Below are 25,863 nucleotides of genomic sequence, written 5' to 3'. Positions count from 1 at the left end.
TGCCGCTCAGAGCAGGGCCAGTCCCACGCCACCAGCGACAGCCGCGACCGTGAGCACCGCGGTCCCGGCGGCGTTGCCGAGCGCGCGCCGGACGTCGCCCGCCTGGACGAGCCGCACCGTCTCGACCATCGCCGTCGAGAAGGTCGTGCAGCCGCCGCAGAACGCGGCGACCCCCGCCACGACGCTGGCAGGCGTCGCGCCGGCGAGGCCAGCGCCGACGGCGAGTCCGAGGGCGAGCGAGCCGCCCACGTTGACGACGATCGTCGGGATGGGCCACGCGCTCGACCACCGCCTGCGGATCGCCCCGTCGACGACGAACCGGGTGGCGGCCCCGAGCCCACCGAGGACGGCGACGAGCGCGAGGGGGATCACGAGGAGCCTGCCCGCGGACCGGTGGCGGCGGGCAGGTGGGCATCAGCGTCGGCCGATCGTCGGGGGAGCTGCATGCGCGCTGCGAGGACGACCCCCGCGAAGCACGCGACGACACCACCAGCGACCGACGCGCTGAGGTAGCCGAGCGCGGTGCCGACCGCCCCGTCGGCCAGGAGGCGCTGGGTCTCGAGAGCGAGGGCGGAGAAGGTCGTGAACCCTCCGAGCAGTCCTGTCCCCAGCCCGAGGCGGACGAGGCGACGCCGGGGGGTCTCGGGCCCGATCCGGACGAGGGCCTCGAGCAGGAGCCCGAGGAGGAACGCGCCGAGGAGGTTCTCCACGAGCGTCGCCACCGGCCACCCCTGCCAGGAGGGGACGTGGTCCGTGAGGACGTACCGGGCCGACGTCCCGGCAGCGCCGCCGACACCGACGAGCAGCACCAGCTGCGGGCGCAGGTGCAGGGGCCGGGTCACGACCACAGCATCCCACCCACGTGTGCGCTGGGCGTCCCGTGTCTCGATCGCCGTGTGCCCGGTGGGACGCCTAGCGTGGGGGGATGCCCGTCACCGCGACACCACCCATCTCGCCCGGCCCGACCTCCCCAACGTCCGCCCTCGTGCTCGCGGGGGTCCTCGCTGCCGCCGGGGCGACGCACCTCGTCGCCCCCCGCGCCTACGAGGGCCTCATCCCGCACGCGCTCGGCCGACCGCGCGCCTGGGTGCTGGGCAGCGGCGTCGGTGAGCTGGCCTGCGCGGCGGCGGTCGCGCACCCCGCGACCCGCCGGGCCGGGGCGCTCGCCGCCGCGGCGCTGTTCGTCGCCGTCTTCCCCGGGAACGTCACGATGGCGGTGCGCGCCACCGCTTCCCGCCGACGGCACGCGGGCTCAGCACGCGGGCGCGGGGCCGCGCGCGAACGGATCGCCTGGGCGCGGCTCCCGCTGCAGGCCCCGCTCGTCCTGTGGGCGCTCGCGGTCGCTCGTCGAGCCGGTCAGCGCGGGGACGTGCGATGAGGGACAGGAGATGACCCGCCCCGAGCGCCGTCGGCACCCGGTCCCGCGGTGGGTGCGGCGCAGCGCGATCGAGGTGGTGGGCTGGGTGCTCGTCACCGCAGGAGTGGCCGCGCTGGTCCTTCCCGGACCGGGACTCCTCTTCATGGCGGCGGGTCTCGCGGTCCTGGCGTTGCAGTACGCATGGGCGGAGCGCGTGCTCCGGCCCGTCATGGACCGGGCGCACGGCCTGGCGTGGGACGGCGTGCAGACGTGGCTCCGGATCCTCTCCAGCGTCTCGGGCGCGGTCGTGCTCGTCGGGCTGGGAGTCGTGTGGGGGACAGGCCTCCCCGTGCCCGGATGGTGGCCGGTGGACGCACGCTGGTGGCTCCCGGGCGGGTGGGCGACGGGCATCACCCTTATCGTCTCGGGGATCCTCGCCCTGGCCACGATCGTCTACAGCTTCCGCCGGTACCGTGGGCGGCCCCGGCCGGACCCGCGTCCGACGCCGGATGCCGCCGAGGAGGACGACTCACCCCCCACGTGAGGGGCCCGTCCGACGCACGTCCTCCACCGTCTCCTCCTCAGGCGACCGCGGGTCGTGCTTCGGCGGCCCGGCCTGGGCCTCGAAGCCCTGGGGCCGGGGGTTCAGGGCTCGATCGAGTCGAGCTGCACGACGCCGTCGAACTCGGCGACGGGGCACTGCGCTGCGCGGTGGTACGGCATGGTCGCGTCACCCGGCCCGCCGCCTCCGGCGATCATGTCCCCGACCGCGACGGTCCCGGCCCCGGGCACGTCGACCGCGTCGAGACGGCCCTGCGTGCGTGCCGACCCGTGCGGCCACACGACCAGGGCGCCGTTCTCCGTGGTCGCGTCTGTCGAGGCCGGCACGGCCCGGAGCACGAAGCATCCCTCGACGAGGTCGAGCTTCCCCTCGATCCTCGTGTCCATGACGGCCTGCGGAACCGCTGCGGGTGTGAACACCGGTGGCGTGATCGCGATGGGTGGGGAGATGACGATGGGTGGGTCAGAGGCCACAGGTGCGTCAGAGACACCGGGCGGGGAGCTGCTCGGTCCGGTCGTCGTGCCCGGCCCGTCCGGGGTACCGCCGGAGGAGCACGCCGCCAGCGTGAGGCTGAGCATGACGAGCATGGCGCACCCGGCGGTGGTCGTCCGTGACGTCATGGCATCACCATCGGCAGAGGCTCGACGTCGGGTGCCGGATCGGTCGCGAGGCGCGCGTGCGTCTCGACGTCGAACCGTTCGTCGCCGTGCCGGAGCTTCGCTCGCTCGATCCCTTCTGCGATGAAGCCGGCCCGCGCCGCGACCCGGCACGACGCAGGATTGTTGACCCGGTGGCCCAGCTCCAGCCGGTGCAGCCCGGCGTCGAACGCCCAGTCCGCGGCGGTGCTCAGCGCGCGCGTCGCGAGGCCGAGTCCTCGGCCTGATGCGGCGAGCCAGTAGGACATCCACGCGCTGTCGTGCCGGCGCTCGATCGCCGTCGCCGCGACGTTCCCCACGGCCACTCCTCGGTGGACGATCGCCCAGCATCGTGACACCTCGCTCCCGGCGAGCGCGCGCTCGATGTAGTCACGAGCCGCGACCGCGGTCGACAGATCCGCCCCGCCGAGCTGGACCCCGAGGTCGGACGAGGTGAGGAAGGCGTCCCGCAGCGCCGGTGCGTCGGCAGCGCTCCAGGCCCGCAGGACACCCGTCACCGTGCGGCCTCCTCGGGCACGACGACGGGCGCCACCGGGGCAGGAGCCGGAGCGATCTGCGTCCCCCTGTCCATGACAGCCGCGACGCTCCGGTCCTCCGCCGTCGGAAAGGCGGTCCGGCGTCGTGCCTCGATCTGCTGGCCCCAGAGGGTGCCCGCCAGGACGAGGAGGATCCCGACGACGCCCGGGGCACCGAACGCGTCGCCGGCGAGCGTCACCCCGATGACTGCGGCCCACACCGGCTCCGTGCCGAGCAGCAGGCTCACACGCGTCGGGGACGTCTTTCGGACCGCCCACATCTGCACGAGGAACGGGAACACCGTGCAGGCCACGACGAGGTAGAGCAGCTGCGTCGTCGCGCCGCCGTCGAGGCTCTGCGCGTACTCCGGGACGGACGTGCCCCAGAGCGCCGACGCGACGAGGAACACGACGGCGCACGTCGACATCTGCACGAGTGTGAGGTGCATCGAGTCGTTCTGCGGCACCGACCGCCTGTGCATCGTCGTCACGTGCACCGCGCGCACGACGGCGGCGACGAGCACGAGCCCGTCGCCGAGCTGGAACGATCCGGCGATCCCGCCGGACAGCAGCAGCACGCCGACGACCGCGACGAGACCGGCCCCGTAGAACCACCGGCTCAGCGGGGCGCCGCCCAGCGCGGTCTCGAGGAGCGGCGTGAAGATGATCGTCAGGCTGATGATGAGTCCCGCGTTCGTGGCGCTCGTACCGGCGATGCCGAACGTCTCGAAGAGGAACACCGCGGCAAGGATGAGCCCGAGGAACGTCCCGAGCTGCAGGTCCCGGGCGTGGATCCGTGCGCGGCGTGCAGCGGCGACGAGCCCGAGGAGCGCGGCGGCGAGGACCATCCGGACGGCCAGCAGACTGAGCACCGTGTCGGCGGTGACGAGCTCCTTGCCGACCCAGTACGTCGACCCCCACGCTGCCGCGACGACGAGCAGCGTCCCGTCGACGACGAGTCGCTGCTCCGCGCCTGCCGCGACCGCCCGCCGCCGGCTGGTCACCGGCCCTCGGACTTCACGGACCTCGTCACGGTGAACTTCACGTTCTGGCCGATCATCGTCGTCGGCCCGACGGCGCGCGTCAGGTCCCGCTTGTACGTGAGGTGGGAGTTGTAGACCGTCCACATCTCGCCGCCCGGGCGCAGGACGCGACCCGCGCCGTCGAACATGCGTTGCGCGGACGCCGTGTGGACGGTGGTGCCGTTGTGGAACGGCGGGTTGCACACGACGAGGTCGGCGCTCGCGGTCGGCAGCGACGCGAGGGCGTCGTCGCGCACCGCGCGGACGTGGGCCTCGACGCCGTTGGCGCGTGCTGTCGCCGCGGCGGACGCCACGGCGGCTGCGGACGTGTCGCTCGCGACGACGTGAAGACCCTCGCGCGTGCGGGCGAGCATCGTCGCGAGGATCCCCGTCCCGCACCCGAGGTCGACGGCGTCGCGCGCATCCGGGTCCATGCGGGGCAGGAACTCGAGGAGGAACCGCGTCCCGAGGTCGAGACGGGTCCCGGCGAACACCCCGCCGTGTGCGACGACGGTGAGGTCGAGCTCGTCGAGCCGTTCCGACCGGGGGAACGCGGGTCGCTCCGGCACCGGCAGCGGCGAGCGGGCCGTGAGCACGCGCGACTTGTAGCGTCCGAGCCCGGCGCGGACGTCGCCGAACGACGCGGCGAGCACGTCGTTCATGCCGCGGCTCATGTGCTTCACGCGACCCCCGGCGTGGACGACCACTCCGGGGGAGGCGTGCCGGGCGATCGCGTCGGCCATCTCGGCGAGGGCGTCGTGGCTCTTCGGCAGGCGCAGGAGCACGACGTCGGCCCCGCCGAGGAGCTCGGCGCCGAGCAGCGCGTCGCCCGCCGCCCCGGCCGTGGCGGCCGGGGGGTCGACGCTCACGTACCCGGAGACGCCCGCACGCCGGGCGTTGTTGGCGAGGGCGCGCACGCCCGTGAGGGAGTCCTGGTGGACGCGCACGTCCCACGCGCCGAGAGTGAGCGCGCCGAGCGTGAGCGCCCCGTACTCGTCGTCGAGCACGACGACGCGGCGGTCGCTCGTGCCCGGGGCCCCCACCTCATCAGGCGCGATGTCGCCCATCGCTTCCTCGAGCAGGAGCCGGTCGACGCCGTCGAAGCCGTGCAGGTCCCGCCCCTCGGCGTCCGGGAAGCGGCTGAGGTTGTTGAGGAGCGGCGCGATGGTGTCGGGCAAGGAGGGCATGCTCCAGTGTCCCTGATCCGAGCCACGCGACACGGGAATAGCGAAAAATCGCGGATGTGCCCGTAGATTCCCTAGTGTTGTCCACGAAGCCCGGCCGTACGGCCGGCACAGTACGTCTCCTCGCACCGGTTCCGACCGTGCGGGACGGGACCGAAGAAGGGATCCACATGTCGCTCAACCGCACTGACCTCGTCTCGGCTATCGCCGGCAAGTCCGGTCTCACCAAGACCGACGCTGACGCCGCGCTCTCCGCTCTCCAGGAGGTTCTCGTCGAGTCGCTCAGCAAGGGCGAGGCCGTCAAGGTCACGGGCCTGCTCTCCGTCGAGCGCGTCGAGCGTGCTGCGCGCACCGGCCGCAACCCCCGCACCGGCGAGGAGATCTCGATCCCCGCTGGCTTCGGTGTGAAGATCAGCGCCGGCAGCCTCCTCAAGAAGGCCGTCAGCACCAAGTGATCCATCCCTGACCAGGGCGTACGCCCGGTCAGACCATGAGGGGCCCGGCCCCGAGGACACGTCCTCGGGGCCGGGCCCTTCGTGTCCCGCCGCCGAGGTGGGACCCCGCTAGGCCCCGGGTTCCGGCAGGTCGGCGCTCCTCGCGAGCAGCCGCAGCGCCGCCACGTGCTGCGCGAACGCCGCCCGCCCTGCCTTCGTCAGGCTCACCCAGGTCCGTGTCCGGGTGTTGACGGTCCCCTTGCGCACAACGGCGTAGCCCGCCGTCTCGAGGACACGCAGGTGCTTGCTCAGGACGGAGTCGCTCACGGCGAGCGCGTCGCGCACCGTCCCGAACTCCGCCTCGGTCACCTCGGCGAGCAACGAGCAGATGCGCAGGCGGACCGGTGCGTGGATGAGCTCGTCGAACCCGTCGTCGGTCATCGTCCCGTCCGGACGGCGCGCTCGACCCGCCGGTCCAGGACCGGTCCGAGGGCCACGGTGAGCAGGAACCCTGCGCCCGCCGCGACGTAGACGCCCGCGTTGTCGGTGGTCATGAACGCGATGACCAGCAGGGCGACGAGTGCCACGGCGTAGGCGACCGCGGGCACGCGGCATGCGGGGTGGGTGTAGGCGTCGAGGACGATCCGTCCGGGCCGTTGCAGCAGCAGGGGGAGGACGATCGACGCGACGATGAGCCCCGAGCCCCGGGCCATGTCCGACGTGCTCAGGGGCAGGCCGAGGAGCAGGAGGGCGACGCACACGCCGTGCGCGGGGTAGAGCCACCAGGGCGAGCGCACGAACGGGGCGAGGCTCGCCCGGCTCTCGTCGATGGCGTCCAGGGCCGCACGGGCATCAGCCGGGCTGGGGCGTCGCTTGCTGTTTTCCATATCGGAAACACTAGCCTTTCCATGATGGAAAGGCGATCGGTCGTGAGCGGCGACGTCGTTCCCGTCACACGCGTCAGAGGCGGCATCTGGCCGTTCGCAGTGCGAAGATGTTCGACGGCCCGTCGCTCGGGTCCGTAGCGAACCGTGCGTCGCTCGACGATCATCAGGACAGGCATCACACGTGACGCGCAGCACCACTCATGACCTCGGCGAGCCCGCGAGGACCACCCTCTGGACCCGGGACCTCGTCCTGGCGTGGGTCACGAACTTCGCCCTCGCCTTCGTCTTCTACCTCCTCATGACGACGATGGCGCTCTACGCCGTCGTGAGCTTCGGCGCCTCCGACACGGAGAGCGGGCTCGCAGCGAGCGTCTTCATCATCGGGGCGACCCTCGCTCGTCTCTTCGCCGGGAACCTCGCCGACCTCGTCGGGCGCCGCCGCGTCCTCCTCGTCGCGCTCGCACTCTTCCTCGTCGCCGCCGTCGGATACCTCCCGGCCGACTCGCTCGGTCTGCTCCTCGGCGTGCGGGCCGTCCACGGCATCGCCTTCGCGCTCGGCAGCACCGCGGCGATGGCCGTCGCCCAGGAGATCATCCCGCCCGCCCGTCGCGCGGAGGGCACCGGGTACTTCGCACTGAGCACGACGCTCGCCACCGCGATCGGGCCGTTCCTCGCCCTCCAGCTCGTCCGCGGCCCCGGCTACCCGGCGCTGTTCGTCGCGTCCATCGCCGCCTCCGTCCTCGCCATCGTCGCCGCGCTGTTCCTGCGGGCACCGGGCAAGCAGCTCGACCCCGAGGAGCGCGCGCGCCTGCGCCGGTTCCACCCGCGGGACATGCTGCACGCCGACGTCGTGCCCGTCGCCGCCTTCATGCTCGTCATGGGCCTCGCCTACTCCAGCGTGCTGACGTTCCTCAACGCGTTCTCCGAGGAGCGCGGGCTCGAGACGGGCGCGAGCGTGTTCTTCCTCGTCTACGCCGCCGTCCTGCTCGTCTCGCGCCTCGTCGCGGGCAAGGTGCAGGACCGCCACGGGGACAACGTCGTCGTCTACCCCGCGATCGTCGCGTTCGCGGCGGGCCTCGTCGTGCTCTCCGCAGCCCGGTCCAGCCTCGTCCTCGTCCTCGCCGGAGCGCTCCTCGGACTCGGCTTCGGCACGCTCATGGCCGCCCTGCAGTCCGTCGCGGTCGGCCGCGTGCCGGTGCGGCGCATCGGCGTCGCCATCTCGACCCACTTCTTCATGATCGACGTCGGGTTCGGGCTCGGCCCCGTGGTCCTCGGGCTGCTGCTCAGCCAGGTGGGCTTCGGGACGATGTACCTCCTCCTCGCCGGGCTCGTCGGCGTCGGTGCAGGGTTCTACCACCTCGTCCACGGACGGAGGGACACCGTTCGTCGGCGCGAGGCCGCGCTCGCGGCCACCGTGGCCGCTGGCGAGCCTGCCGCGCGGAGGTAGCCCCGGGGAGGCCCGCGCGGTCTGGGAGGATCGGGGCCGTGGCAGACGAGCAGATCGAGACCGCGCGCGACGAGACGGCGCCCGACGAGACGGCGCCCGACGAGACGGCGCCCGACGAGATTGCGCCCGACGAGACGGCGCCCGGTACGCCGGCGCCCGGCGGGCGCACGCCCGACGTCGCGGTGCACGGGCATTCCCACGGGCCGGTGCCCCGGGCCTCGCGGCAGGTGCGGCTCATCCTTGCCGCGCTGCTCGTCCCGACGCTCCTGGCGACGCTCGTCGGGCTCGTCGCGCTCTGGCCGCACGACGCCCCCGGGCGGCCGATCGACCCCACCGCGAACACCGCCGGCATGGTGTTCGGCACGGTGACCGGGCCGGCGCAGGAGAACTTCCTCGTCCCGGTGACGCTCCAGGGCACCGACGAGGAGGTCCTCGTCCAGCTCCCGCCGGAGTTCGTGGAGGCCGGGGTCGAGGTCAGTGACGAGTACAAGATCCTCCACATCCCCGCCGCCGCGGCCGCCGGTAGCGCCTACCAGTTCATGGACTACAAGCGAGACGTCCCCATCGGGATGCTCGCGCTCGTCTACGCCGTCGTCGTGCTCGCCGTCGCCCGGTGGCGCGGGCTGGCCGCCATGGCGGGGCTCGGCATCGCGTTCGCCGTCATCGTGACGTTCACGCTCCCCGCCCTCCTCGTCGGGGAGTCTGCGGTCGGGGTCGCGCTCGTCACCTCCGCGTCCGTGATGTTCGTCGTGCTGTACCTCGCGCACGGCTTCAACGCACGGACGTCGACCGCGCTGCTCGGCACCTTCCTCGGGCTGGTCATCACCGCCGTGCTGGCCGGGTGGGCGGTCGATGCCGCGAAGGTCGCGGGCCTCGCGGACGAGAACCTGCGCCTCCTGCCCGTGTACGCGCCGACGATCGACCTCACCGGCATCGCCCTGTGCGGGATCGTCCTCGCCGGGCTCGGCGTGCTCAACGACGTCACCATCACGCAGGCGTCGGCGGTGTGGGAGCTGCGGACCGTGAGCCCGCACATGGGCCGCCTCGAGCTCTTCCGGCGCGGCATGCGCATCGGCCGCGACCACATCGCATCCACCGTCTACACCGTGGCGTTCGCGTACCTCGGTGCCGCTCTGCCGATGCTGCTCGTCGTGAGCCTCGTCAACGTGAGCCTCGGCCAGACGCTCACGTCCGGGGAGATCGCCCAGGAGGTGGTGCGCACCCTCGTCGGGTCCATCGGCCTGGTCCTGGCGATCCCCATCACGACCGCCATCGCGGCGCTCGCGGTGGGTGGCGCCGGATCGTTGGGCGAGGTGCCGGTCAGCCCACGCCGGGGCCCGGCGCCGCGAACCGTCAGTGCGGTGCGGGCCCCGTCGTCCCGCGGACGACGAGGTGCGTCGGCAGGGTGAGGTGCACGGACTCGGGCTCGTCACCCGCGAGGATCTGGTGGACGAGCCGGCCGGCGGCGGACCCCTGTGCGGTCACGGGCTGGTGGACGGTCGTGAGGTCGAACATGTCCGCGAGCTCGTGGTCGTCGATGCCGACGAGCGACATCGAGTAGGGCACGGCGACGCCGGCCCGGCGCAGGGTGCGCAGGGCGCCGAACGCGACGTCGTCGGAGAATGCGACGACCGCGGTCGGCGGTTCGGGCAGGCTGAGCAGCCGGCTCATCCCCTCGGTGCCACCGGCGGACCCGAACGGTGTCCGCACGACGAGCTCGTCCCGGAGCGGGATGCCGGCGTCGTCGAGCGCCGCCCGGAACCCCTCGAAGCGTGCACCCGGGGCCGCGTACTCCAGGCGCCACGTGCCGGTGGAGTTGATCATCGCGATCCGCTCGTGACCAGCGAGGACGAGGTGCGCGGTGGCCTGCCGGGCGATGAGGGCGTCGTCGACCCGGACGTGCGGGTGGTCTCCGAGGGTGCCGCCCGCCATGACGACGGTGACGTCCATCGACTCGAGCCGGTCGCGCTCGCGCGCGCTGATGGGCATGGCGATGAGGATGACCGCGTCGACCTGGCGGCGCGCGGGGAGCTCCTCGAAGAACCGGCGGCGTTCGCGCTCGTGCTTGACCTCGTAGAGCAGCACGTCGACGTCGGAGCCGTGCAGGGCCGTGACGATGCCGTCGAGCATCGACGCGAAGAACCAGGACGCGACGTTGGGTGTCACGACGGCGACGCGGCCGCTCGAACCGCGGGCGAGGCGCGCCGCGTCGGGGGAGACGGTGTAGGACAGCTCGCGGGCGAGGTCACGGATGCGGTCCCGGGTCACGGCGGAGACGCCGGGCGCGCCGCTCAGGGCGCGGGAGACGGTCGCGATCGACACGCCGGCCCGTTCGGCGAGGTCAGCCATGTTGTACGTCGGGGTCTTCGACACGCCGCCACCCTACCGCTGCACGTAACCGTTTACGTGACGCTGCGGAATTGTGATCCCACGGGCTTGACAATGACCGCAGACAGCGGCGAAGGTCCTACGTAACCGCTTACGTTTGGTGCCGGACAGAGCTGTCCGGACGGCGGGGCTCGTCGGCAACGGACGCCGCGGGCTCAGCGGCGATCGGTCGGCGCCGCGCCGGCCGTCAGACCAGAGGAGTCCCGACGATGTCGACCCGACCACAGCCACGCCGGCTGTCCCGGATCCTGACCGCAGGGCTCGCCACCGGAGTGCTGGCCGTCACGGCCGCGTGCTCCAGCAGCGAGGCGCCCGCACCGACGCAGGATCCCAGCACCACAGGGAGCACCGAGGGCGAGGCGCCCGAGCGCGCCGACGCGGACCTCGTCATCTGGACGTCCGATGTCGCCGCCCGGGCCATCACCCCCATCGCCGAGCAGTTCGGCGAGGACAACGGCATCACCGTCGCCGTCCAGGTCATCGCCGCGGACCTCGCGGCCAACGCCATCACCGCCAACGCGGCAGGCAACGGCCCCGACATCCTCACCCTGCCCAACGACTTCCTCGGTGGCGCCCTGCAGAACGGCGCCATCACCCCGCTGTCCCTCACCCCGGACGAGCTCGCCGTCTACGACGAGGGCGCTGTCGCGTCGGTGACGCGCGACGGCCAGGTCTGGGCCCTGCCGTACGGCATGGAGAATCTCGTCCTCATCCGCAACACCCAGGCCGCTCCGGACGCCCCGGCCACCGTCGAGGACATGGTCGCCACCGGCCAGGCCGCGGTCGAGGCAGGCCTCGTCGAGCGCGCGCTGAGCCTGCCCGTCGGCCAGGAGGGCGACGCGTACCACATGTACGCCTTCTTCACCTCGGCCGGTGGCTCGTTGTTCGCCATCGACGAGGACGGTCAGTACGACCCCACGCAGGTGGGCATCGACGACGCCGGCTCCATCGCCGCCGCGGAGAAGATCGGTGCGCTCGGCGAGGCCGGCGTCCTGTCCCAGTCGATCGACGGCACCAACTCCATCGCCCAGTTCACCGAGGGCAACGCCGCGTTCCTCGTCACCGGGCCGTGGGCGCTCGCCGACGTGCGCGCCTCCGGGGTCCCCTACGACATCAGCCCCATCCCGGCGTTCGAAGGTGGCAGCCCCGCCGCACCGTTCCTCGGTGCCCAGGCCTTCTGGCAGATGTCCAAGGCCAAGAACCCCACGTTCGCGCAGGAGTTCATCACGAACACCATGAACTCCGAAGAGGCCATGGCAGCCATGTACGCCGAGGACCCCCGCCCGCCCGTGCACGCCGACGTCCTCGCGACCGTCTCAGTCGAGGACCCGGACATGGGCAAGCTCGCCGGGGCCGGGCAGAACGCCACCCTGCTGCCCGACTTCGCGTTCATGGCCGGGATCTGGCCCCCGCTCGGCCAGGCCTACGCCGCGGTCGTCGGTGGCGCCGACCCCACCTCGACGATGCAGAGCACGGCCGAGACGATCCGCGCAGCGGTCGCCGCAGGCTGACCCCCCGTGGGGCCCGGCGCGCCGTCGCCGGGCCCCACATCCACCTCCCCGCCCGCACCTCCCCGCCCGCACAGCACCTCCCCGCCCGCACAGCGCCACCGGCGCGACGTGCTCCCGAGAGCCAGGACCGCCGTGACCCAGACCCTCACACCCACGCCCGGACGTACCCCGTCCGCGGAACCCCGGCGCGTCCGGCGCCCGCGCGGCACGACCGGGGCGCTGACCGTCATCATCAAGGTGGTCAGCCTCGGCACCATCCTCGGGACCGCGGTCGCACTCACCCCCGCGCTCGTCGCCGCCGAGCAGTACGGCATCCTCGTCGCCGTCTGGGCTCTCGCCGCCGTGCTCCTCGCCACCTACGCGGGGCGCCGGGCGATCCCCGCCAAGTACCTCGTGCCCGGGTCGATCTTCCTCGTCCTGTTCATCGTGCTGCCCGTGGCCTTCACGGTGCAGTCGTCCACCACGAACTACGGCGACGGCACACGCTCGACGAAGGAGGAGACCGTCAGCCGGATCATCGGCAACTCCATCGTCCAGGCGCCCGACGCCCGCACGTACGCACTGTCGATCGCCACCACCGGCGACCCGGCCTCCGGGCCCTACACGTTCTTCCTCGTCGACCCGGAGACCGGTCAGGTCTACGCCGGGACGGAGGAAGGCCTCGAGGAGCTCGGGGACGACGAGGTCACCGTCGAGGACGGCGCGGTCACTGCCGCCGACGGCTACACGTTCCTCACGCCCCAGCAGATCAACGCCGCGTCGTCAGCGCTCGCGGAGATGACCGTCCTCACCGAGAACGGTGCCATCCAGCAACGAGGTCTGCGGGAGGCGTACGAGGGCATCACCGTCCTGCAGTACGACGAGACGCGCGACACGATCACCAACACCGAGACCGGCGTCGAGTACACGGTGCAGGAGCAGGGCGACCGCGAATACTTCGTCTCCGCGGACGGCACCCGGCTGTCGGACCAGTCGTGGAAGGCCGACGTCGGGCTCGCCAACTACGCCAAGGTGATCGACGACCCGCGGATCCTCAAGGACTTCCTGCGGATCTTCGCGTGGACCGTCGTCTTCGCGACCGGGTCCGTCGCCCTGTGCTTCGCGCTCGGTCTCGTGCTCGCCGTCATGCTCAACGACCGGCGCGTGCGCGGCCAGAAGGCCTACCGGTCCATCCTGCTGCTGCCGTACGCCATCCCGGGGTTCATCAGCATCCTCGTGTGGACAGGGTTCTACAACCAGGACTTCGGGCTCATCAACCAGCTCACCGGACTCGACATCAACTGGCTCGGCGACCCGTTCTGGGCCAAGATCGCCGTCCTCCTCACCAACCTGTGGCTCGGGTTCCCGTACATGTTCCTCGTGTGCACCGGTGCGCTGCAGTCGATCCCGGGAGAGCTCAAGGAGGCGGCGAGCATCGACGGCGCCAACGGGTGGACGGGGTTCCGCAAGATCACCCTCCCGTTGCTCCTCGTGAGCGTCGCACCCCTGCTCGTCTCGTCGTTCGCCTTCAACTTCAACAACTTCAACGTCATCGAGCTCCTCACCAAGGGCGGACCGTTCACGCCCGAGAACCCCACGGCCGGCGGGACGGACATCCTCATCAGCTACACCGTCCGGCTGGCGTTCGGCGGGGGCGGCGCGCAGTTCGGCTTCGCGTCGGCCATCGCGACGCTCCTGTTCATCCTCACCGGCGTCATCGCCGCCCTGCAGTTCCGCGCCACCCGCATGCTCGAAGAGGTGAACTGACATGGCCCAGACCCCACGCACCGCCGCGTCGACCAACGGGAGGACCACCACCTCGACGGGCGGCCGCCCCGCCGCCCGTCGGCGCCGCCGCGACGACACCCTCGTCCGCCCCACCGGACTGCGGTGGTGGCGGGAGGTCGGGTGGCGCCACGTCGGTGGCCTCGCCGCCGTCGCGTTCGCGATCATCCCGGTGCTCTACATCCTGTCCGCGTCGGTCAACCCCCTCGGCACCGTGGTGTCGACCGGGGTCATCCCGACGAGGTTCAGCCTCGTGAACTTCGAGGCCCTCTTCACGGACTCGTCGCGGCCGTTCCTCACGTGGATGCGCAACACCCTCGTGGTCTGCCTCGTCGTGACCGTCGGGCAGGTGCTGTGCAGCGCCCTGGCCGCCTACGCCTTCTCCCGGCACCGGTTCCGTGGTCGCCGGATGGGTCTGCTCACCCTCCTGCTCATCCAGATGTTCCCGCAGTTCCTCGCCGTGATCGCGCTGTTCACGATGTTCACCGCGATCGGCGAGGTCCTCCCGAGCCTGGGCATGAACACCATCCTCGGGTACTGCCTCGTGCTCATGGGTGGCGCCCTCGCCCACGTGTGGCTCATCAAGGGGTTCTTCGACACCGTCCCCAAGGAGCTCGACGAGGCCGCGATCATGGACGGCGCCGGTCACGCGACGGTGTTCTTCCGGATCATCCTGCCGCTCGTGCGGCCCATCCTCGCCGTGACCGCCCTCCTCGCGTTCGTCGGGGTGATCGGGGAGTTCCTCATGGCCTCGATCTTCCTCACCGACACCCAGGTCAAGACGCTCGCCGTGGGTCTGTACGGCATCATCGAATCAGACCGGTCGAACAACCTCGGTGTCTTCGCGGCCGGCGCGGTGCTCACTGCGCTGCCCGTGGTCCTGCTCTTCCAGTACCTGCAGCGGTTCATCGTCGGCGGGCTCACCACAGGTGCGGTGAAGGGGTAGCAGCCCCTCCCTGCAGACCGCCCCGCCCGTCCCGGCTCCCCGTCCCGCCCCGTCCCAGCTCCGGAGAACACATCCCCATGCCCAGCGCACGACGCCTGTCCACCGACCCGATCGCCCGTCCCGGGGCGGTGGTGGCCGGTGACCGCTACCGCATCACCGTCCTCACGGACGGTCTCGTCCGCCTCGAGTACTCGGACACCGGCCGCTTCGAGGACCGGGCATCGACGTTCGCGCTCAACCGTGCGCTCGACGTCCCGGACTTCACCGTCCACGACTCAGGCACGCACCTCGAGATCGTCACGTCCCGGATGCGGCTCACGTACGACAAGGGGCCGTTCACCACGAGCGGCCTGAGCGTCGCCGTCCAGGGCGGCATCAGCGCGTACCACTCGGTGTGGCGGTTCGGGCAGCCGGCCGACGACCTCGGCGGGACCGCCCGCACGCTCGACAAGGCGGACGGTGCGGTGCCGCTCGAGCCCGGGGTGGTCTCCCGCAACGGTTATGCCGTCATCGACGACTCGTCGTCGATGCTGTTCGACGACGAGGGCTGGGTCGCGCCGCGCCCCGCGGGCGGCCACGACCTCTACGTGTTCACGTACGGGCACGACTACACGGAGGCGCTCGCGGCCCTCTACGCGGTGTCGGGGCCCACGCCCGTGCTCCCGCGCTACGCGCTCGGCAACTGGTGGAGCAGGTACCACCGCTACACGGCGGACTCCTACGCGCAGCTCATCACGCGGTTCCAGGAGGAGGGCATCCCGTTCTCGGTGAGCGTCATCGACATGGACTGGCACGTCACCGACGTCCCGCGGGAGCTCGGCAGCGGGTGGACGGGCTACACGTGGAACCGCGACCTGTTCCCGGACCCGGCCGGGTTCCTCGCGTGGTTGCACGAGCGCGGTCTCCGGGTGACGCTCAACGTGCACCCCGCGGACGGCGTGCGCGCCCACGAGGACGCCTACGTGGCGATGGCACGGGCGCTCGGTCTCGACCCGGCGACGCGTGAGCCCATCTCGTTCGACGTCACGGACCGTGAGTTCCTCACGGCGTACTTCGACGTCCTGCACCGTGGTCTCGAGGCCGACGGGGTCGACTTCTGGTGGCTCGACTGGCAGTCCGGGCCGCACTCGCGGGTGGCCGGGATCGACCCGTTGTGGATGCTCAACCACTTCCACTTCCTCGACAACGCCCGCGAGGACCGCCGGGCGCTGACCTTCTCGCGCTACGCGGGACCGGGCAGCCACCGTTACCCCGTGGGGTTCTCCGGGGACACCGTGATCTCCTGGGCGAGCCTCGCGTTCCAGCCGCACTTCACCGCCACGGCGAGCAACATCGGCTACGGCTGGTGGAGCCACGACATCGGCGGGCACTTCCACGGCACCCGGGACGACGAGCTCTCGACGCGGTGGCTGCAGCTCGGTGTGTTCTCGCCGATCACGCGTCTGCACTCGGGGGCCAACCCGTTCATCACCAAGGAGCCGTGGACGTTCCCCACGGACACCCGGGAGGCGATGGTCGACATGCTGCGGCTGCGGCACCGGTTGGTGCCGTACCTGCACACCATGAACCACCGCGCAGCGGCGGGGACCCCGCTCGTGCTGCCGATGTACTACGCGGCGCCGGAGGCGCCCCAGGCGTACGAGGTCCCGAACCAGTACGCGTTCGGTTCCCAGCTGGTCGTGGCTGCGATCACCGAGCCGTGCGACCCGCGCACCCGGACCGCGCAGGTGCGGACGTGGTTGCCCGCCGGGGTGTGGGTGGACGTCCTGGCGGACCTTGTGTACGACGGCGACCGTGAGCTCACGATGCACCGTGACGTCACGGCGCTGCCGGTCCTCGCCCGGGCTGGTGCCATCGTCCCGCTCGACGGGAGCGCCGTGCCGGTGAACGACCCGGTCAGCCCCCGGCACCTCGAGGTGCTCGTCGTCGTCGGCGCGGACGGGACGTTCGAGCTCATCGAGGACGACGACACCCGCGATGGTGACCTCGCGTGCACCACCCTGACGTACGAGCAGGCGTCGGGCCGTGTCGTGGTCCGGCCCGCGTCGGGGGCAGCGCACGTCGTGCCGGCGGTCCGCTCATGGACCCTGACCTTCCCTGCGCTGGCGCACGAGGGTGAGATTCCGGTGACCGTCGACGGTCGTCCGGTGACCGGGCACGTTGCTCGGACCGGGACCCGGGTCGCCGTCACCGTCACGGACGTGCCGCGCGACAGCGAGGTCGTCGTCGAGCTCGGTGCTGAGCCCGGGCTGCACGACAACCACGTCACCGAGCGGGTCTTCGCGCTCCTCGACCGGGCGCAGATCGAGTTCGACCTCAAGACCCGGATCCTCGGGCTCGCGACCGCACCGGGGCCCGTCGCGGGGCGGTTGTCCCAGCTCGTGGCGCTCGGTCTCGAGCCCGCCCTCCTCGCCGCACTGACCGAGCAGCTCGGCGCTTCCCTGCGCACCAGGCCGGCTCCCGTGCGCCCTCTCGCGGCTGACTGACGAGGACACCCCGGGGGGCATGGCGCTTCCCCATCGCTGACCGGAGGTCAGTGATGTCAACGAAGGGAGCGCTCCCACCGCGGCCACGCGTGGGGCTAGTATTCGATCCGTCGGGGTGCAGACCTCGTCCGGGCCCCAGGGGGACCGCCGGTGCGATCCACTGGTGCCTGCGGCGGCCCGTGCAGTGCGGAGACGTCTCACCTTGTGCGGGTGAGACGTCTCCGTATCTTCCGCCCCGTGGTCGCCGGGCCGGACAGCGACCCGCTAGAGGTCGCCCTTCTTCTGCAGGTAGCGCATCGCGATCCAGCCGAGCGGGATGCGCGCCCAGTAGGTGACCACCCGGAACAGCACGACGGCAGACGTCGCGATGGGTGCGGAGACGCTGGCCGTGGTCGTGAGCCCGGTGACGAGCGCGAGCTCGATCGCTCCCAGACCACCCGGGGTGGGGGCCAACGAACCCACCGTGTTGCCGATGAGGTACACGACAGCCACGTCGATGAGGTTGACCTCCCGGCCGAACGCAGCGAGCGCGGCGTCGAACGCGAAGACGTAACCGAGGGTCATGACGGCGTTGCCGACGAGCCCGAGCGCCATCCGCCCCGGGTTTCCGAGCATCTCGGACAACCTCGGCCACAGCTGCTGGACGATCGGCTCGATCTTCGTGTGCAACCAGCGGCGGACGGCGGGCACGAGGAACGCGACGGCGGCGACGGCAGCGAGGATCGCCAGGGCCGAGAACACGGTGGCGGAGGGGAGGCTGCGCAGCGCCCCGCCGTTGTCGGTGACGACCGACAGCACCACGACGAGGATGATCGTCACGACGAGCTGGGACACCTGGACGAGCGCGACCGTCGCGACGGCGAGGGACGTGGACACGCCCCGGCGGGTGAGCATCCGCAGGTTGAGCGCCGCTGGACCGATCCCGGCGGGTGCGGCGAGGGCGACGAACGACGCGGCGGCCTGCACGAGAGTGACGCGGACGAGGGCCAGGCGCACGGGGGAGAACGCGACGAGCGTCACCGCGCCCCCCACCCACGTGAGGAGTCCGAGGGCGAACGCGACGAGGGCCCACCACGGCTGGGCCTCGGCGACCGCCCGGGCGATCTGGTCGAAGTTCACGGTGGTGACGACGACGACGACGGCGACGATCGTGATCGCGAGCGTGATGATCGTCCGGGCGCCGAAGCGCACGAGGTTGACGGGCTCGACGTCGGCCTGGGGCATCCGGGCGAGGAGCGCGGTGCGGAGCTCGGCGAACACCTCCTTGTGCCGGCCGACCTCCTCGCGGGTGCTGGCGGGCAGGGCGACGGTCTGCAGGAGCGGGCCGAGCGCCGCGATGTCCTCCTCGGGCAGGACGGCGGCGGCGGACGCGACGGCACGCTCGGCGCCGACCCGCAGGGCGAGCAGGGCGATGAGCTGTGACCGGTCGACGCGGCGGGCGAGGGTCGAGGAGGCGACGTCGCCCGACTCCCAGCCGGTGAGCCACACCTGGGGCGCGCCGTCGGGCCCGGTCCCCACGAGGAGGACGTCCGCGGTCAGGGCGCGGTGCGCGAGGCCTGCGCCGTGGGCGAGCTCGAGCTGACACCACGCGTCGCGCAGCACGGCGTCGGTGATCTGCTCGGTCGGCAGGTCCCGCAGGGGGACGGTGCCGACGGTGTGCTCCTGGATGAGGAGCATCGAGTCGCTGGCCTCCGCCATGCCGACGAGCTCCGGGGAGCGGACTCCGGCAGCGCGGGCCGCGTACGCGAGAAGGGCGGCGCGCTCGGCGACGGCGCGCAGCGAGATGGCCGACCGCCCGTCGATCCCGCGCATCCGCAGGGACCGCCACAGGCGGGTGAGGAAACCGATGACCTGGCGGTCGCCGTCGAGGACGACGACGTCGAGGCGCGGGCCGTCCTCCTGCGTGAGGGCGTAGACGCGGTTGTCGGAGTAGCGGGTGATGGCGACGGCGGACGGGTCGGTGCCGAGGTCGCGGGAGGGGTCACCGGTGGGTCCCGGGGCGTCCCCGCTCAGAGGTGCGTCCGCGACGTCCCGCACGCGCACGAGCGCCGTGGGGTGGAACCCGGCGCGCCGGACGCCGGCGACGAGGTCGTCCCCGTAGGCGCGCTCGCTCGTGACTCCCGCCGCGTAGCGGACAGCGAGCCCGGCGAGCCGTCCGAGGAGGAGGGTGAGCAGCACCCCGGCGAGGGACACCTGACCGATGACGAGGACGATGCCGAGGGACACCCACAGGAGGTTCCAGGAGAACGCGACGGTCCGGCGGCGGGTGCGGGGGCCGGCGGCGGTGAGCAGTCCGGCGATGCCGGCGACGTACCCGGGGATCGTCAGCGTGTAGACGCCGCGCAGGGGTACGGACATGCCCTGGATGAGGTCGGGGGTCGCGAAGGTCAGCAGCGCCCACTCGGTGACGGCGGAGAGCGCGAGGCCGAGCATGAGGGCGGCGATGCACTCGACGACCTGGCGACCCATGCGTCGGATCGCGATCTCGGTGAGGACGGCGACCGGCACGACGAGCGTGACGAGACCCTCGAGGAGGGCGACGGGCAGGAACAGCACGCGGGCGAGGACGGACGAGAAGTTGCGGACGTCCGCCTGCACGCCCTCGGTGGTGCCGTGCGCGTAGACGGCGAGGACGAGCACCATCGCAGCGCCGACGGCGGTGAGCACGAGCGCGAGGAGGTCGCGCGGCTGGCGGACGTGGCTCATCGGGGTGTCGATGACGAGCACGGGCTGGTCGGTGTCGTCGTTCCGGGCCGCGGCGGCCGCGTCCCGGTGCTCGTCGACGGGGTGGAAGGAGCCGACGTCGTGCGCCACCGGGGGGCGGCGAGGTGAGGTCGGCATGCTCTGAAGTCTATTCCGGGAGGATGCGCCCGGGGGAGGTTATTCGTTGCGGCGCGGTCCGGGTCTCCCTCTCCTACGCGTGCTCGGCGTGCTCGGGATCGTTGTCGAGCGCGAGGGTGGGCAGCGAGGCCGTCATGAAGGAGCCGTCGGGCCGGCGGATCCCGTCCATCGCTCGGGCGCTGGGCGAGCCGAGCAGGTGGTGCCCCTGTCCGGCGAGCGGGACGGTCACCGGGGTCCCGGACCTCACGGTCACCTCCTCGCCGCGCACGACGACCGTCGCGGTGTCCCCGACCTCGACGGTGAACACCATCTCGTGCTGGCGCAGGTCGACGCGCACCCGGGTGCGTCGCAGGGTGATGCGGAAGGTCAGCCCCGTCCAGGCGTCAGGCAGGCGTGGGTCGAACGAGAACACGCCGTTGTGGTCGCGCATGCCCCCGAAGCCCATGACGAGGGCGCTCCAGATGCCGCCCGCCGACGCCACGTGCACACCGTCGGGGGTGTTGTTGTGAAGGTTCGCGAGGTCGACGAACAGACCTTCCAGGAAGTACGGGATCGCGAGGTCCTGGTACCCGATCTCCGCGGCGATGATCGACTGCACGACGGCGGAGAGCGTCGAGTCGCCGGTCGTCAACGGGTCGTAGTAGTCGAAGTCGGCGCGCTTCTGCTCGGCCGTGAACTGGTCTCCCTGGAGCAGGAGCGCCAGCACGACGTCGGCCTGCTTGAGCACCTGGAACCGGTAGATCACCAGGGGGTGGAAGTGCAGCAGCAGCGGCTTGAGGCTGTCGGGCGTCTGCTCGAGGTCCCACCGTTCCTTCTCGAGGAACTGCGCGTCCTGGGGGTGGATGCCGAGGGTCTCGTCGTAGGGGATGTGCATGTTGTCGGCCGCGCGCGTCCACTCGAGGAGCTCGAGGTCGTCGAGGTTGAGCCGCGTGGTCATGCGTTCCCAGGCGGCGCGGTCCGTCCGCCACAGGTACTCGACGGACGCCGCCGCCGTGCGCAGGTTCGCCCGCGCCATGACGTTCGTGTAGAGGTTGTCGTTGACCACGGTGGTGTACTCGTCCGGACCGGTCACGCCGTGGATGTGGAACGTGGGATCGCCGTTGCCACGCCAGAAGCCGAGGTCGGCCCACATGCGGGCCGTCTCGACGAAGATGTCGATCGCGCCGCTGGCGAGGAACTCGACGTCGCCCGTGGCCCGCATGTACTGGGCGAGCGCGAAGGCGATGTCCGCGTCGATGTGGTACTGGGCGGTGCTGGCCGCGAAGTACGCGGACGACTCGAGACCGTTGATGGTGCGCCACGGGAACAGCGCGCCGAGCTGGTTGAGCTCCGTCGCCCGGTCCCGCGCAGCGCCGAGCATCTTCTGCCGGAAGCGCAGGGCGTTGCGGGCGACGAGGGGCGACGTGTACGTCAGCACGGGCAGGACGTAGATCTCCGTGTCCCAGAAGTAGTGTCCGCCGTACCCGCTCCCGGAGACACCCTTCGCGGCGATGCCGCTGCCGTCCGTGCGCGCCGTCGCCTGGGCGAGCTGGAAGAGGTTCCACCGGGTGGCCTGCTGGATCGCGGGGTGGGCGTGGACCTCGACGTCGGTGCGGGCCCAGTAGTCGGCCAGCCACGCGACCTGCGCGTCGAAGAGGTCCTCGACGTCGCCTGCACCCACCCGGTCGAGCGTCCGGTTGCACCGGTCGCTCAGCTCCCGCGCCGGGACACCGCGCGACGTGTGATAGCTCAGCGTCTTGACGAGCCGGATGGGCACGCCGGCGCGGCCCTGGATCGTGTAGACGTGCTTCGCGAGGTCGTTCTCGATGTGCGACGTCTCGAAGAAGCGGTTATCCGTCTGCAGGGTGTGCTGGGCCCCCGCGATGATCGTCATCTTCGAGTTGGCGCACTGGTAGCCCAGGAGGTACCGGCCGTCCGCGGCGTGCTGGAAGCGGGGCAGGAGCACGCGGTCCGCGAGGCGTTCGGCCTTGCGGGGGTCCGCGGTGGTGACGCTCGCCGGCGCCCCCGAGGTGTACTCGTCCTGGCCGTCCTGCCGGTTGAGGATCTGGCTGGAGATGACGATCGACGCGTCCGAGTCGAGCGGGGTGACCTCGTAGTCGATGACGGCGACGTGCCGGTCGACGAACGAGACCATGCGCCGCGAGCGGATGAGGATGCGCTTGCCCGACGGCGTGCGCCACTCGACCCGGCGGGACAGGACCCCGGTGGTGAAGTCGAGCCGCCGCTCGTAGCTGATGATGTCCGCCTGGGTGAGGACGAGCGGCTCGTCGTCGACGTAGAGGCGGATGACCTTGGCGTCCGGCGCGTTGACGATGGTCTGTCCGACCTTCGCGAACCCGAAGGCCTCCTCGGCGTGACGGATCTTCCAGGTCTCGTGGAACCCGTTGACGAACGTGCCGTGGGTGTGTCCGCTGCGGCCCTCCTCGACGTTGCCGCGCACCCCGAGGTAGCCGTTGGCCGTGGTGAACAGCGTCTCGGTGGTCCCGGCGTCGCTGGGGTCGATGATGGTCTCGACGAGCGCCCACTCGTCGATGGGGAAGCGGGTGCGGTCGAGGGGGTCGGACACGATCCTTCTCATGGGCTGTCCTCGATCGTTCCTGCGGGTGTCCGGTCCTGCGCGGTGAGCGCGGGGACGAGCTCGGCGAGGTCCGTGACGACACCGTCCGCACCGTCGTCGAGCAGCGCCTGGGCGCCCACGCCGCGGTCCACCCCGACGACGAGCCCGAAGTCGCCGGCCCGGCCGGCGCGGACACCGGACTGCGCGTCCTCGACGACGACGCACCGGTCGGGCGTGTGCCCGAGGAGGGCTCCGGCGTGCACGTACGTGTCGGGAGCCGGCTTCCCGGCGATCCCCTCACGTGCGGCGAGGACCCCGTCGACGACGACGTCGAACCGGTCCCGCAGGCCCGCGGCCTCCAGCACCGGCACGGCGTTGCGGGAGCTCGAGACGACGGCGACAGCGAGGCCCAGGCGGGTCACGGCGTCGAGGAGGTCGACGGACCCGGGGTACGGGGTGACACCGTCCTCGGCGAGCACGGTGGTGAAGACGGCGTTCTTGCGGTTGCCCAGGCCGCAGACGGTGTCAGCCTCCGGCGGGTCCGTCGGCAGGCCCTCGGGCAGCTCGATCCCGCGGGACGTCAGGAGTGCCCGGACCCCCTCGTACCGGGGGCGCCCGTCGATGTAGGTGAAGTAGTCGGCATCCGTGTACCCGGCGGCCCCGTGCGACTCGAGGTACGGCGTGAACAGTCGCGACCAGGCGTGCATGTGGACGTCCGCGGTCGGGGTGAGCACGCCGTCGAGGTCGAAGAGGACCGCGCTCATGGTGCGCAGGCGCTCGCCGAGGGCGGTCGCGTCGAGGGCGGTGCGGTCATCAGGCACGGTCGATGTCCTCAGATTCTCCGGGCGGGCGGGCGTTCTGGCGGCGGGCACGAGCCTACGCCCGGTCCTACGATGGACGCTCGGGGAGATGCGCCCGCCCCGCACACGGAGCTTGTCCTCACGAGGTGGACCATGGCACGCAAGACCTCCGCATCCCGCACCGACCGACGGGACGCAGAACCGCCGACGAGCATCGCCCGGGCGGTGCGTCCCACGTGGTGGCTGCCGCTCCTGCGCGGGCTCGTCCTCATCGCGCTGGGTCTGCTCCTCATGATCGAGCCGCTGTCCGAGATGGGCAGGGTGCAGTACGTCTTCGCCGCCTTCCTGCTGGCCGACGGTCTCATCGGCGCGTTCCAGGGCCTGGCCAGCCGCCAGGAGACCGGGTGGCGCTGGTGGCTCGTCCAGGGCATCACCGACGTGGTGTTCGCGGTGCTCATCGTCCTGTGGCCGTCGCTCACCCCGACGACGCTGTTCTACCTGCTCGTCGTGTGGGCTCTCGTCCTCGGGGTCCAGTCCGTCATCGGGGCCGCGACGCTCGTCCGCAACCGGGACCTCGCGTGGCCGTGGCTGCTGACGTTCGGGCTCGTGTCGACGCTGTTCGGGTTCCTCCTCGTGACCCGGTCGGGGGACATCACCGGGATGCTCGAGGTGACGACCCTCGTGTTCGCGGTCTACGCCTTCGTCACGGGGTCCATCCACCTCGTCTCGGCGTTCTCGGTGCGGTCGGTCGCGCAGGACCTCGACCGCGCACTGGCCGGGCAGAGCCCGGTGCTCGACGCGATCGTCGCGCGGCGCGAGGACAGCCAGCGGATGTCGGCGGAGCGTGCGGCGGCGAAGACGGCCGCGCGCGAGGAGCCCAAACGTCGCAAGGGCGGCGTCATCCACATCGACGACGCGCCCGAGCGCCCCCGCCTGTCAGCCGATGCCGAGGGCGCGGAGCCAGGAGTCCGGGAGGAACTGGTACCCGACGAACGCGACGACGTCGAGCACCGTGTGCGCGATGACGAGCGGTAGCACGCGCCGCCTGCCCCACCGCGACTGGTAGAACCAGGCGAACAGCACGCCCATGGCGACGTTGCCGAAGAACGGCCCGATGCCCTGGTAGAGGTGGTACGAGCCGCGGATGAGGGCGCTCGTGACGATGATCTTCACCGGACCCCAGCGCAGGTCCTCGAGGCGTTCGGTGAGGTAGGCGACGACGATGATCTCCTCGACGAGCCCGTTCTCGAGTGCCGCGAGGACGAGGACGGGGACCGCCCACCAGTAGGGGTCGAGGTTGGCGGGCTGGACGTCGACCGTGATGCCCATCGCCCGGCCGGCGACGTAGAACGCGAGACCCGGGATACCGACGACGGCTGCGAGCCCGATGCCGACACCGGTGTCCCGGAGCGGGCTGCGGGCGTCGAGCCCGATCCGGCGCAGGACTCCGCCGCCCCGGGCGGAGAGCAGGTAGAGCGCGAGCGCGACGGGCACGAGGCCGAAGCCGATCGACAGCAGCTGGTACGTGAGGTCGAGGTACGGGCGCGGGGACTGGGCGGTGTTGAGGGACGCCGACTGGTCCCGCAGGGCGGTCTCGGCGGTGAGGCGGGCGATGATGTTGACGACGGCGTAGACGCCCGACGCGCCGAGGCTGAGGCCGAGGACGATCCAGATCTCGGCGCCGGTCCGCCAGCGCTCGCGGCGGGCGGCGGCCGCTGCCGAGAGCTCGGGACCGTCGCCGACGACGTCGCCCGTCATGCTCATTCCTTCGGTGCCCGCTTCTTCGCCCGCACGACGAGCACGGTTCCGGCGACGATGCCGAGGAGCGCGCCGACGAGGATGCCGGGCCAGGGGAGACCGGGCGAGTCGTCGTCGGCCTCGGCCGGGGCGCTCGAGTCGTCCTCGGTGGTGGCGTCGTCCTGCGTCGGGGCCTCCTGCGTCGTCATCTCCCCCGGCTCCTCGTCCGCTCCCTCGTCCGGCCCGAGGGACGGCTCCACGGGGCCGACCGGTGCAGCGACCGTGTAGGTGAACGTGCCTTCGATGGGGTGACCGTCCGAGGACACCGCGCGCCACGCCACGGTGTACGTGTCGTTCGGCAGGTCGGTGGGCAGGGGGAGCGACGAGGTCGTGCCGTCGACGGCGGGCTCCCCGGCGGCCACCTGGGTGCCGGCGCTGTCGGTGACGACGACGAGGCCGCCGAGCGCCTGGAGGTTCGCGCTGAAGGTGAGGGTCACGGCTGCCGGTGCCGCCGTGAGCTGCGCGCCGTCCGCGGGGTCGCTGCTCACGAGCGAGTCGTGGGCGCTGGCCGGGGTCGCGAGCAGGGCCGCGAGACCGGCGAGCAGCGCGATGACCGGCAGCATGAGGCGCTGGCGCGCGCGCGGGGTGGAGGTGGGGAGCGCGAGGGAGGTCGTCACGGGGACCACCCTAACGACGCCCCCTGAGAACCTCCCACCGGGCCCGCCGCCGGACGACCTGCCCGCCCTCGGAGCAGACACGTGCGCCCGGG

Annotated in this window: 24 protein-coding genes; 10 read left to right on the top strand and 14 right to left on the bottom strand. The window is 71.9% G+C overall.

The annotated features are described in order from the left end of the window. Positions 1 to 6 precede the first annotated feature (6 nt). Positions 7 to 372 (bottom strand): fluoride efflux transporter FluC, encoded by a 366-nt coding sequence (locus tag AC54T1_RS02490; protein ID WP_496910919.1) that lies wholly within the window; start codon positions 370 to 372, stop codon positions 7 to 9. After that, the gene (locus tag AC54T1_RS02485; RefSeq protein WP_496910918.1) at positions 369 to 842 is read right to left on the bottom strand and encodes a fluoride efflux transporter FluC; all 474 of its coding nucleotides are present in this window, start codon (positions 840 to 842) and stop codon (positions 369 to 371) included. The genes AC54T1_RS02490 and AC54T1_RS02485 overlap by 4 nt, the downstream gene beginning before the upstream one ends. An 83-nt stretch (positions 843 to 925) precedes the next feature. Here AC54T1_RS02485 and AC54T1_RS02480 point away from each other — a divergent pair, with 83 nt between their 5' ends. Together AC54T1_RS02480 and AC54T1_RS02475 are read left to right on the top strand one after the other, a co-directional pair. Further along, positions 926 to 1,378: a DoxX-related protein gene (locus AC54T1_RS02480; protein WP_496910917.1), complete on the top strand. Its 453-nt coding sequence runs from the start codon at positions 926 to 928 to the stop codon at positions 1,376 to 1,378. Positions 1,379 to 1,388: 10 nt separating this feature from the next. After that, positions 1,389 to 1,901, top strand: a complete 513-nt coding sequence (locus AC54T1_RS02475) for a PGPGW domain-containing protein (protein WP_496910916.1) — start codon at positions 1,389 to 1,391, stop codon at positions 1,899 to 1,901. A gap of 101 nt (positions 1,902 to 2,002) precedes the next feature. On the opposite strand, the gene AC54T1_RS02470 is transcribed toward AC54T1_RS02475, so the two are convergent. From AC54T1_RS02470 to AC54T1_RS02455, 4 genes are read right to left on the bottom strand one after another with little or no spacing between them, the layout of a single operon-like run. Continuing rightward, a complete protein-coding gene (locus AC54T1_RS02470; protein ID WP_496910915.1) occupies positions 2,003 to 2,539 on the bottom strand; it encodes a hypothetical protein in 537 nt (178 codons plus the stop codon). After that, positions 2,536 to 3,072: a GNAT family N-acetyltransferase gene (locus AC54T1_RS02465; RefSeq protein ID WP_496910914.1), complete on the bottom strand. Its 537-nt coding sequence runs from the start codon at positions 3,070 to 3,072 to the stop codon at positions 2,536 to 2,538. Before AC54T1_RS02465 ends, AC54T1_RS02470 begins: the two co-directional genes overlap by 4 nt. Next, the gene (locus tag AC54T1_RS02460; protein WP_496910913.1) at positions 3,069 to 4,094 is read right to left on the bottom strand and encodes a DMT family transporter; all 1,026 of its coding nucleotides are present in this window, start codon (positions 4,092 to 4,094) and stop codon (positions 3,069 to 3,071) included. Before AC54T1_RS02460 ends, AC54T1_RS02465 begins: the two co-directional genes overlap by 4 nt. Continuing rightward, positions 4,091 to 5,299 (bottom strand): class I SAM-dependent methyltransferase, encoded by a 1,209-nt coding sequence (locus AC54T1_RS02455; RefSeq protein WP_496910912.1) that lies wholly within the window; start codon positions 5,297 to 5,299, stop codon positions 4,091 to 4,093. Before AC54T1_RS02455 ends, AC54T1_RS02460 begins: the two co-directional genes overlap by 4 nt. Before the next feature lie 167 nt (positions 5,300 to 5,466). Here AC54T1_RS02455 and AC54T1_RS02450 point away from each other — a divergent pair, with 167 nt between their 5' ends. Continuing rightward, positions 5,467 to 5,751 (top strand): HU family DNA-binding protein, encoded by a 285-nt coding sequence (locus AC54T1_RS02450; RefSeq protein WP_484343749.1) that lies wholly within the window; start codon positions 5,467 to 5,469, stop codon positions 5,749 to 5,751. A 108-nt stretch (positions 5,752 to 5,859) separates the two neighbouring features. On the opposite strand, the gene AC54T1_RS02445 is transcribed toward AC54T1_RS02450, so the two are convergent. Continuing rightward, positions 5,860 to 6,171 carry a winged helix-turn-helix domain-containing protein gene (locus AC54T1_RS02445; RefSeq protein WP_484343748.1) on the bottom strand — a complete coding sequence of 104 codons (312 nt, stop codon included), beginning with the start codon at positions 6,169 to 6,171 and terminating at the stop codon, positions 5,860 to 5,862. Then, positions 6,168 to 6,617, bottom strand: coding sequence for a hypothetical protein (locus AC54T1_RS02440; protein ID WP_496910911.1), 450 nt, complete (start codon positions 6,615 to 6,617; stop codon positions 6,168 to 6,170). Before AC54T1_RS02440 ends, AC54T1_RS02445 begins: the two co-directional genes overlap by 4 nt. 181 nt (positions 6,618 to 6,798) lie before the next feature. On the opposite strand from AC54T1_RS02440, the gene AC54T1_RS02435 reads away from it, so the two are divergent. Both AC54T1_RS02435 and AC54T1_RS02430 read left to right on the top strand, forming a co-directional pair. Then, the gene (locus AC54T1_RS02435; protein ID WP_496910910.1) at positions 6,799 to 8,064 is read left to right on the top strand and encodes an MFS transporter; all 1,266 of its coding nucleotides are present in this window, start codon (positions 6,799 to 6,801) and stop codon (positions 8,062 to 8,064) included. A 38-nt stretch (positions 8,065 to 8,102) separates the two neighbouring features. After that, positions 8,103 to 9,473: a YibE/F family protein gene (locus AC54T1_RS02430; RefSeq protein WP_496910909.1), complete on the top strand. Its 1,371-nt coding sequence runs from the start codon at positions 8,103 to 8,105 to the stop codon at positions 9,471 to 9,473. Here the strand turns inward: AC54T1_RS02430 and AC54T1_RS02425 are convergent. Next, the gene (locus tag AC54T1_RS02425) at positions 9,418 to 10,437 is read right to left on the bottom strand and encodes a LacI family DNA-binding transcriptional regulator (protein ID WP_484343744.1); all 1,020 of its coding nucleotides are present in this window, start codon (positions 10,435 to 10,437) and stop codon (positions 9,418 to 9,420) included. The two genes, AC54T1_RS02430 and AC54T1_RS02425, sit on opposite strands and share 56 nt — an antisense overlap. Before the next feature lie 224 nt (positions 10,438 to 10,661). Between AC54T1_RS02425 and AC54T1_RS02420 the strand changes: the two genes are divergently transcribed. The 4 genes from AC54T1_RS02420 (at position 10,662) to AC54T1_RS02405 (ending at position 17,159) form a co-directional block, all read left to right on the top strand. Further along, positions 10,662 to 11,963, top strand: a complete 1,302-nt coding sequence (locus AC54T1_RS02420; protein ID WP_496910908.1) for a sugar ABC transporter substrate-binding protein — start codon at positions 10,662 to 10,664, stop codon at positions 11,961 to 11,963. Between the two features lie 132 nt (positions 11,964 to 12,095). Next, a complete protein-coding gene (locus AC54T1_RS02415; protein ID WP_496910907.1) occupies positions 12,096 to 13,709 on the top strand; it encodes an ABC transporter permease subunit in 1,614 nt (537 codons plus the stop codon). Between the two features lies 1 nt (position 13,710). Beyond that, on the top strand, positions 13,711 to 14,673 hold the full coding sequence (locus AC54T1_RS02410) for a sugar ABC transporter permease (protein ID WP_496910906.1): 963 nt from the start codon (positions 13,711 to 13,713) through the stop codon (positions 14,671 to 14,673). A gap of 77 nt (positions 14,674 to 14,750) precedes the next feature. Next, complete coding sequence (locus AC54T1_RS02405; protein WP_496910905.1) at positions 14,751 to 17,159, top strand: glycoside hydrolase family 31 protein; 2,409 nt, start codon at positions 14,751 to 14,753, stop codon at positions 17,157 to 17,159. Between the two features lie 264 nt (positions 17,160 to 17,423). Here the strand turns inward: AC54T1_RS02405 and AC54T1_RS02400 are convergent, their stop codons facing one another. From AC54T1_RS02400 to AC54T1_RS02390, 3 genes are all read right to left on the bottom strand, one after another. Further along, the gene (locus AC54T1_RS02400) at positions 17,424 to 20,000 is read right to left on the bottom strand and encodes a lysylphosphatidylglycerol synthase transmembrane domain-containing protein (RefSeq protein WP_496910904.1); all 2,577 of its coding nucleotides are present in this window, start codon (positions 19,998 to 20,000) and stop codon (positions 17,424 to 17,426) included. Positions 20,001 to 20,073: 73 nt separating this feature from the next. Beyond that, positions 20,074 to 22,578: a glycoside hydrolase family 65 protein gene (locus AC54T1_RS02395; protein ID WP_496910903.1), complete on the bottom strand. Its 2,505-nt coding sequence runs from the start codon at positions 22,576 to 22,578 to the stop codon at positions 20,074 to 20,076. Further along, complete coding sequence (locus AC54T1_RS02390; RefSeq protein WP_496911256.1) at positions 22,575 to 23,321, bottom strand: HAD family hydrolase; 747 nt, start codon at positions 23,319 to 23,321, stop codon at positions 22,575 to 22,577. The genes AC54T1_RS02395 and AC54T1_RS02390 overlap by 4 nt, the downstream gene beginning before the upstream one ends. A gap of 189 nt (positions 23,322 to 23,510) precedes the next feature. On the opposite strand from AC54T1_RS02390, the gene AC54T1_RS02385 reads away from it, so the two are divergent. Next, a complete protein-coding gene (locus AC54T1_RS02385; RefSeq protein ID WP_496910902.1) occupies positions 23,511 to 24,392 on the top strand; it encodes an HdeD family acid-resistance protein in 882 nt (293 codons plus the stop codon). Here the strand turns inward: AC54T1_RS02385 and AC54T1_RS02380 are convergent. Beyond that, complete coding sequence (locus AC54T1_RS02380) at positions 24,294 to 25,115, bottom strand: CPBP family intramembrane glutamic endopeptidase (RefSeq protein WP_496910901.1); 822 nt, start codon at positions 25,113 to 25,115, stop codon at positions 24,294 to 24,296. The genes AC54T1_RS02385 and AC54T1_RS02380 overlap by 99 nt on opposite strands. A gap of 2 nt (positions 25,116 to 25,117) precedes the next feature. Next, positions 25,118 to 25,771 (bottom strand): copper resistance CopC family protein, encoded by a 654-nt coding sequence (locus tag AC54T1_RS02375; protein ID WP_496910900.1) that lies wholly within the window; start codon positions 25,769 to 25,771, stop codon positions 25,118 to 25,120. Positions 25,772 to 25,863: the final 92 nt, after the last annotated feature.

This window comes from Sanguibacter sp. Z41_6, assembly GCF_059621145.1.
The sequence above is the reverse complement of the archived record's forward strand: the minus strand, read 5'-3'. Positions and strand labels throughout refer to the sequence as shown.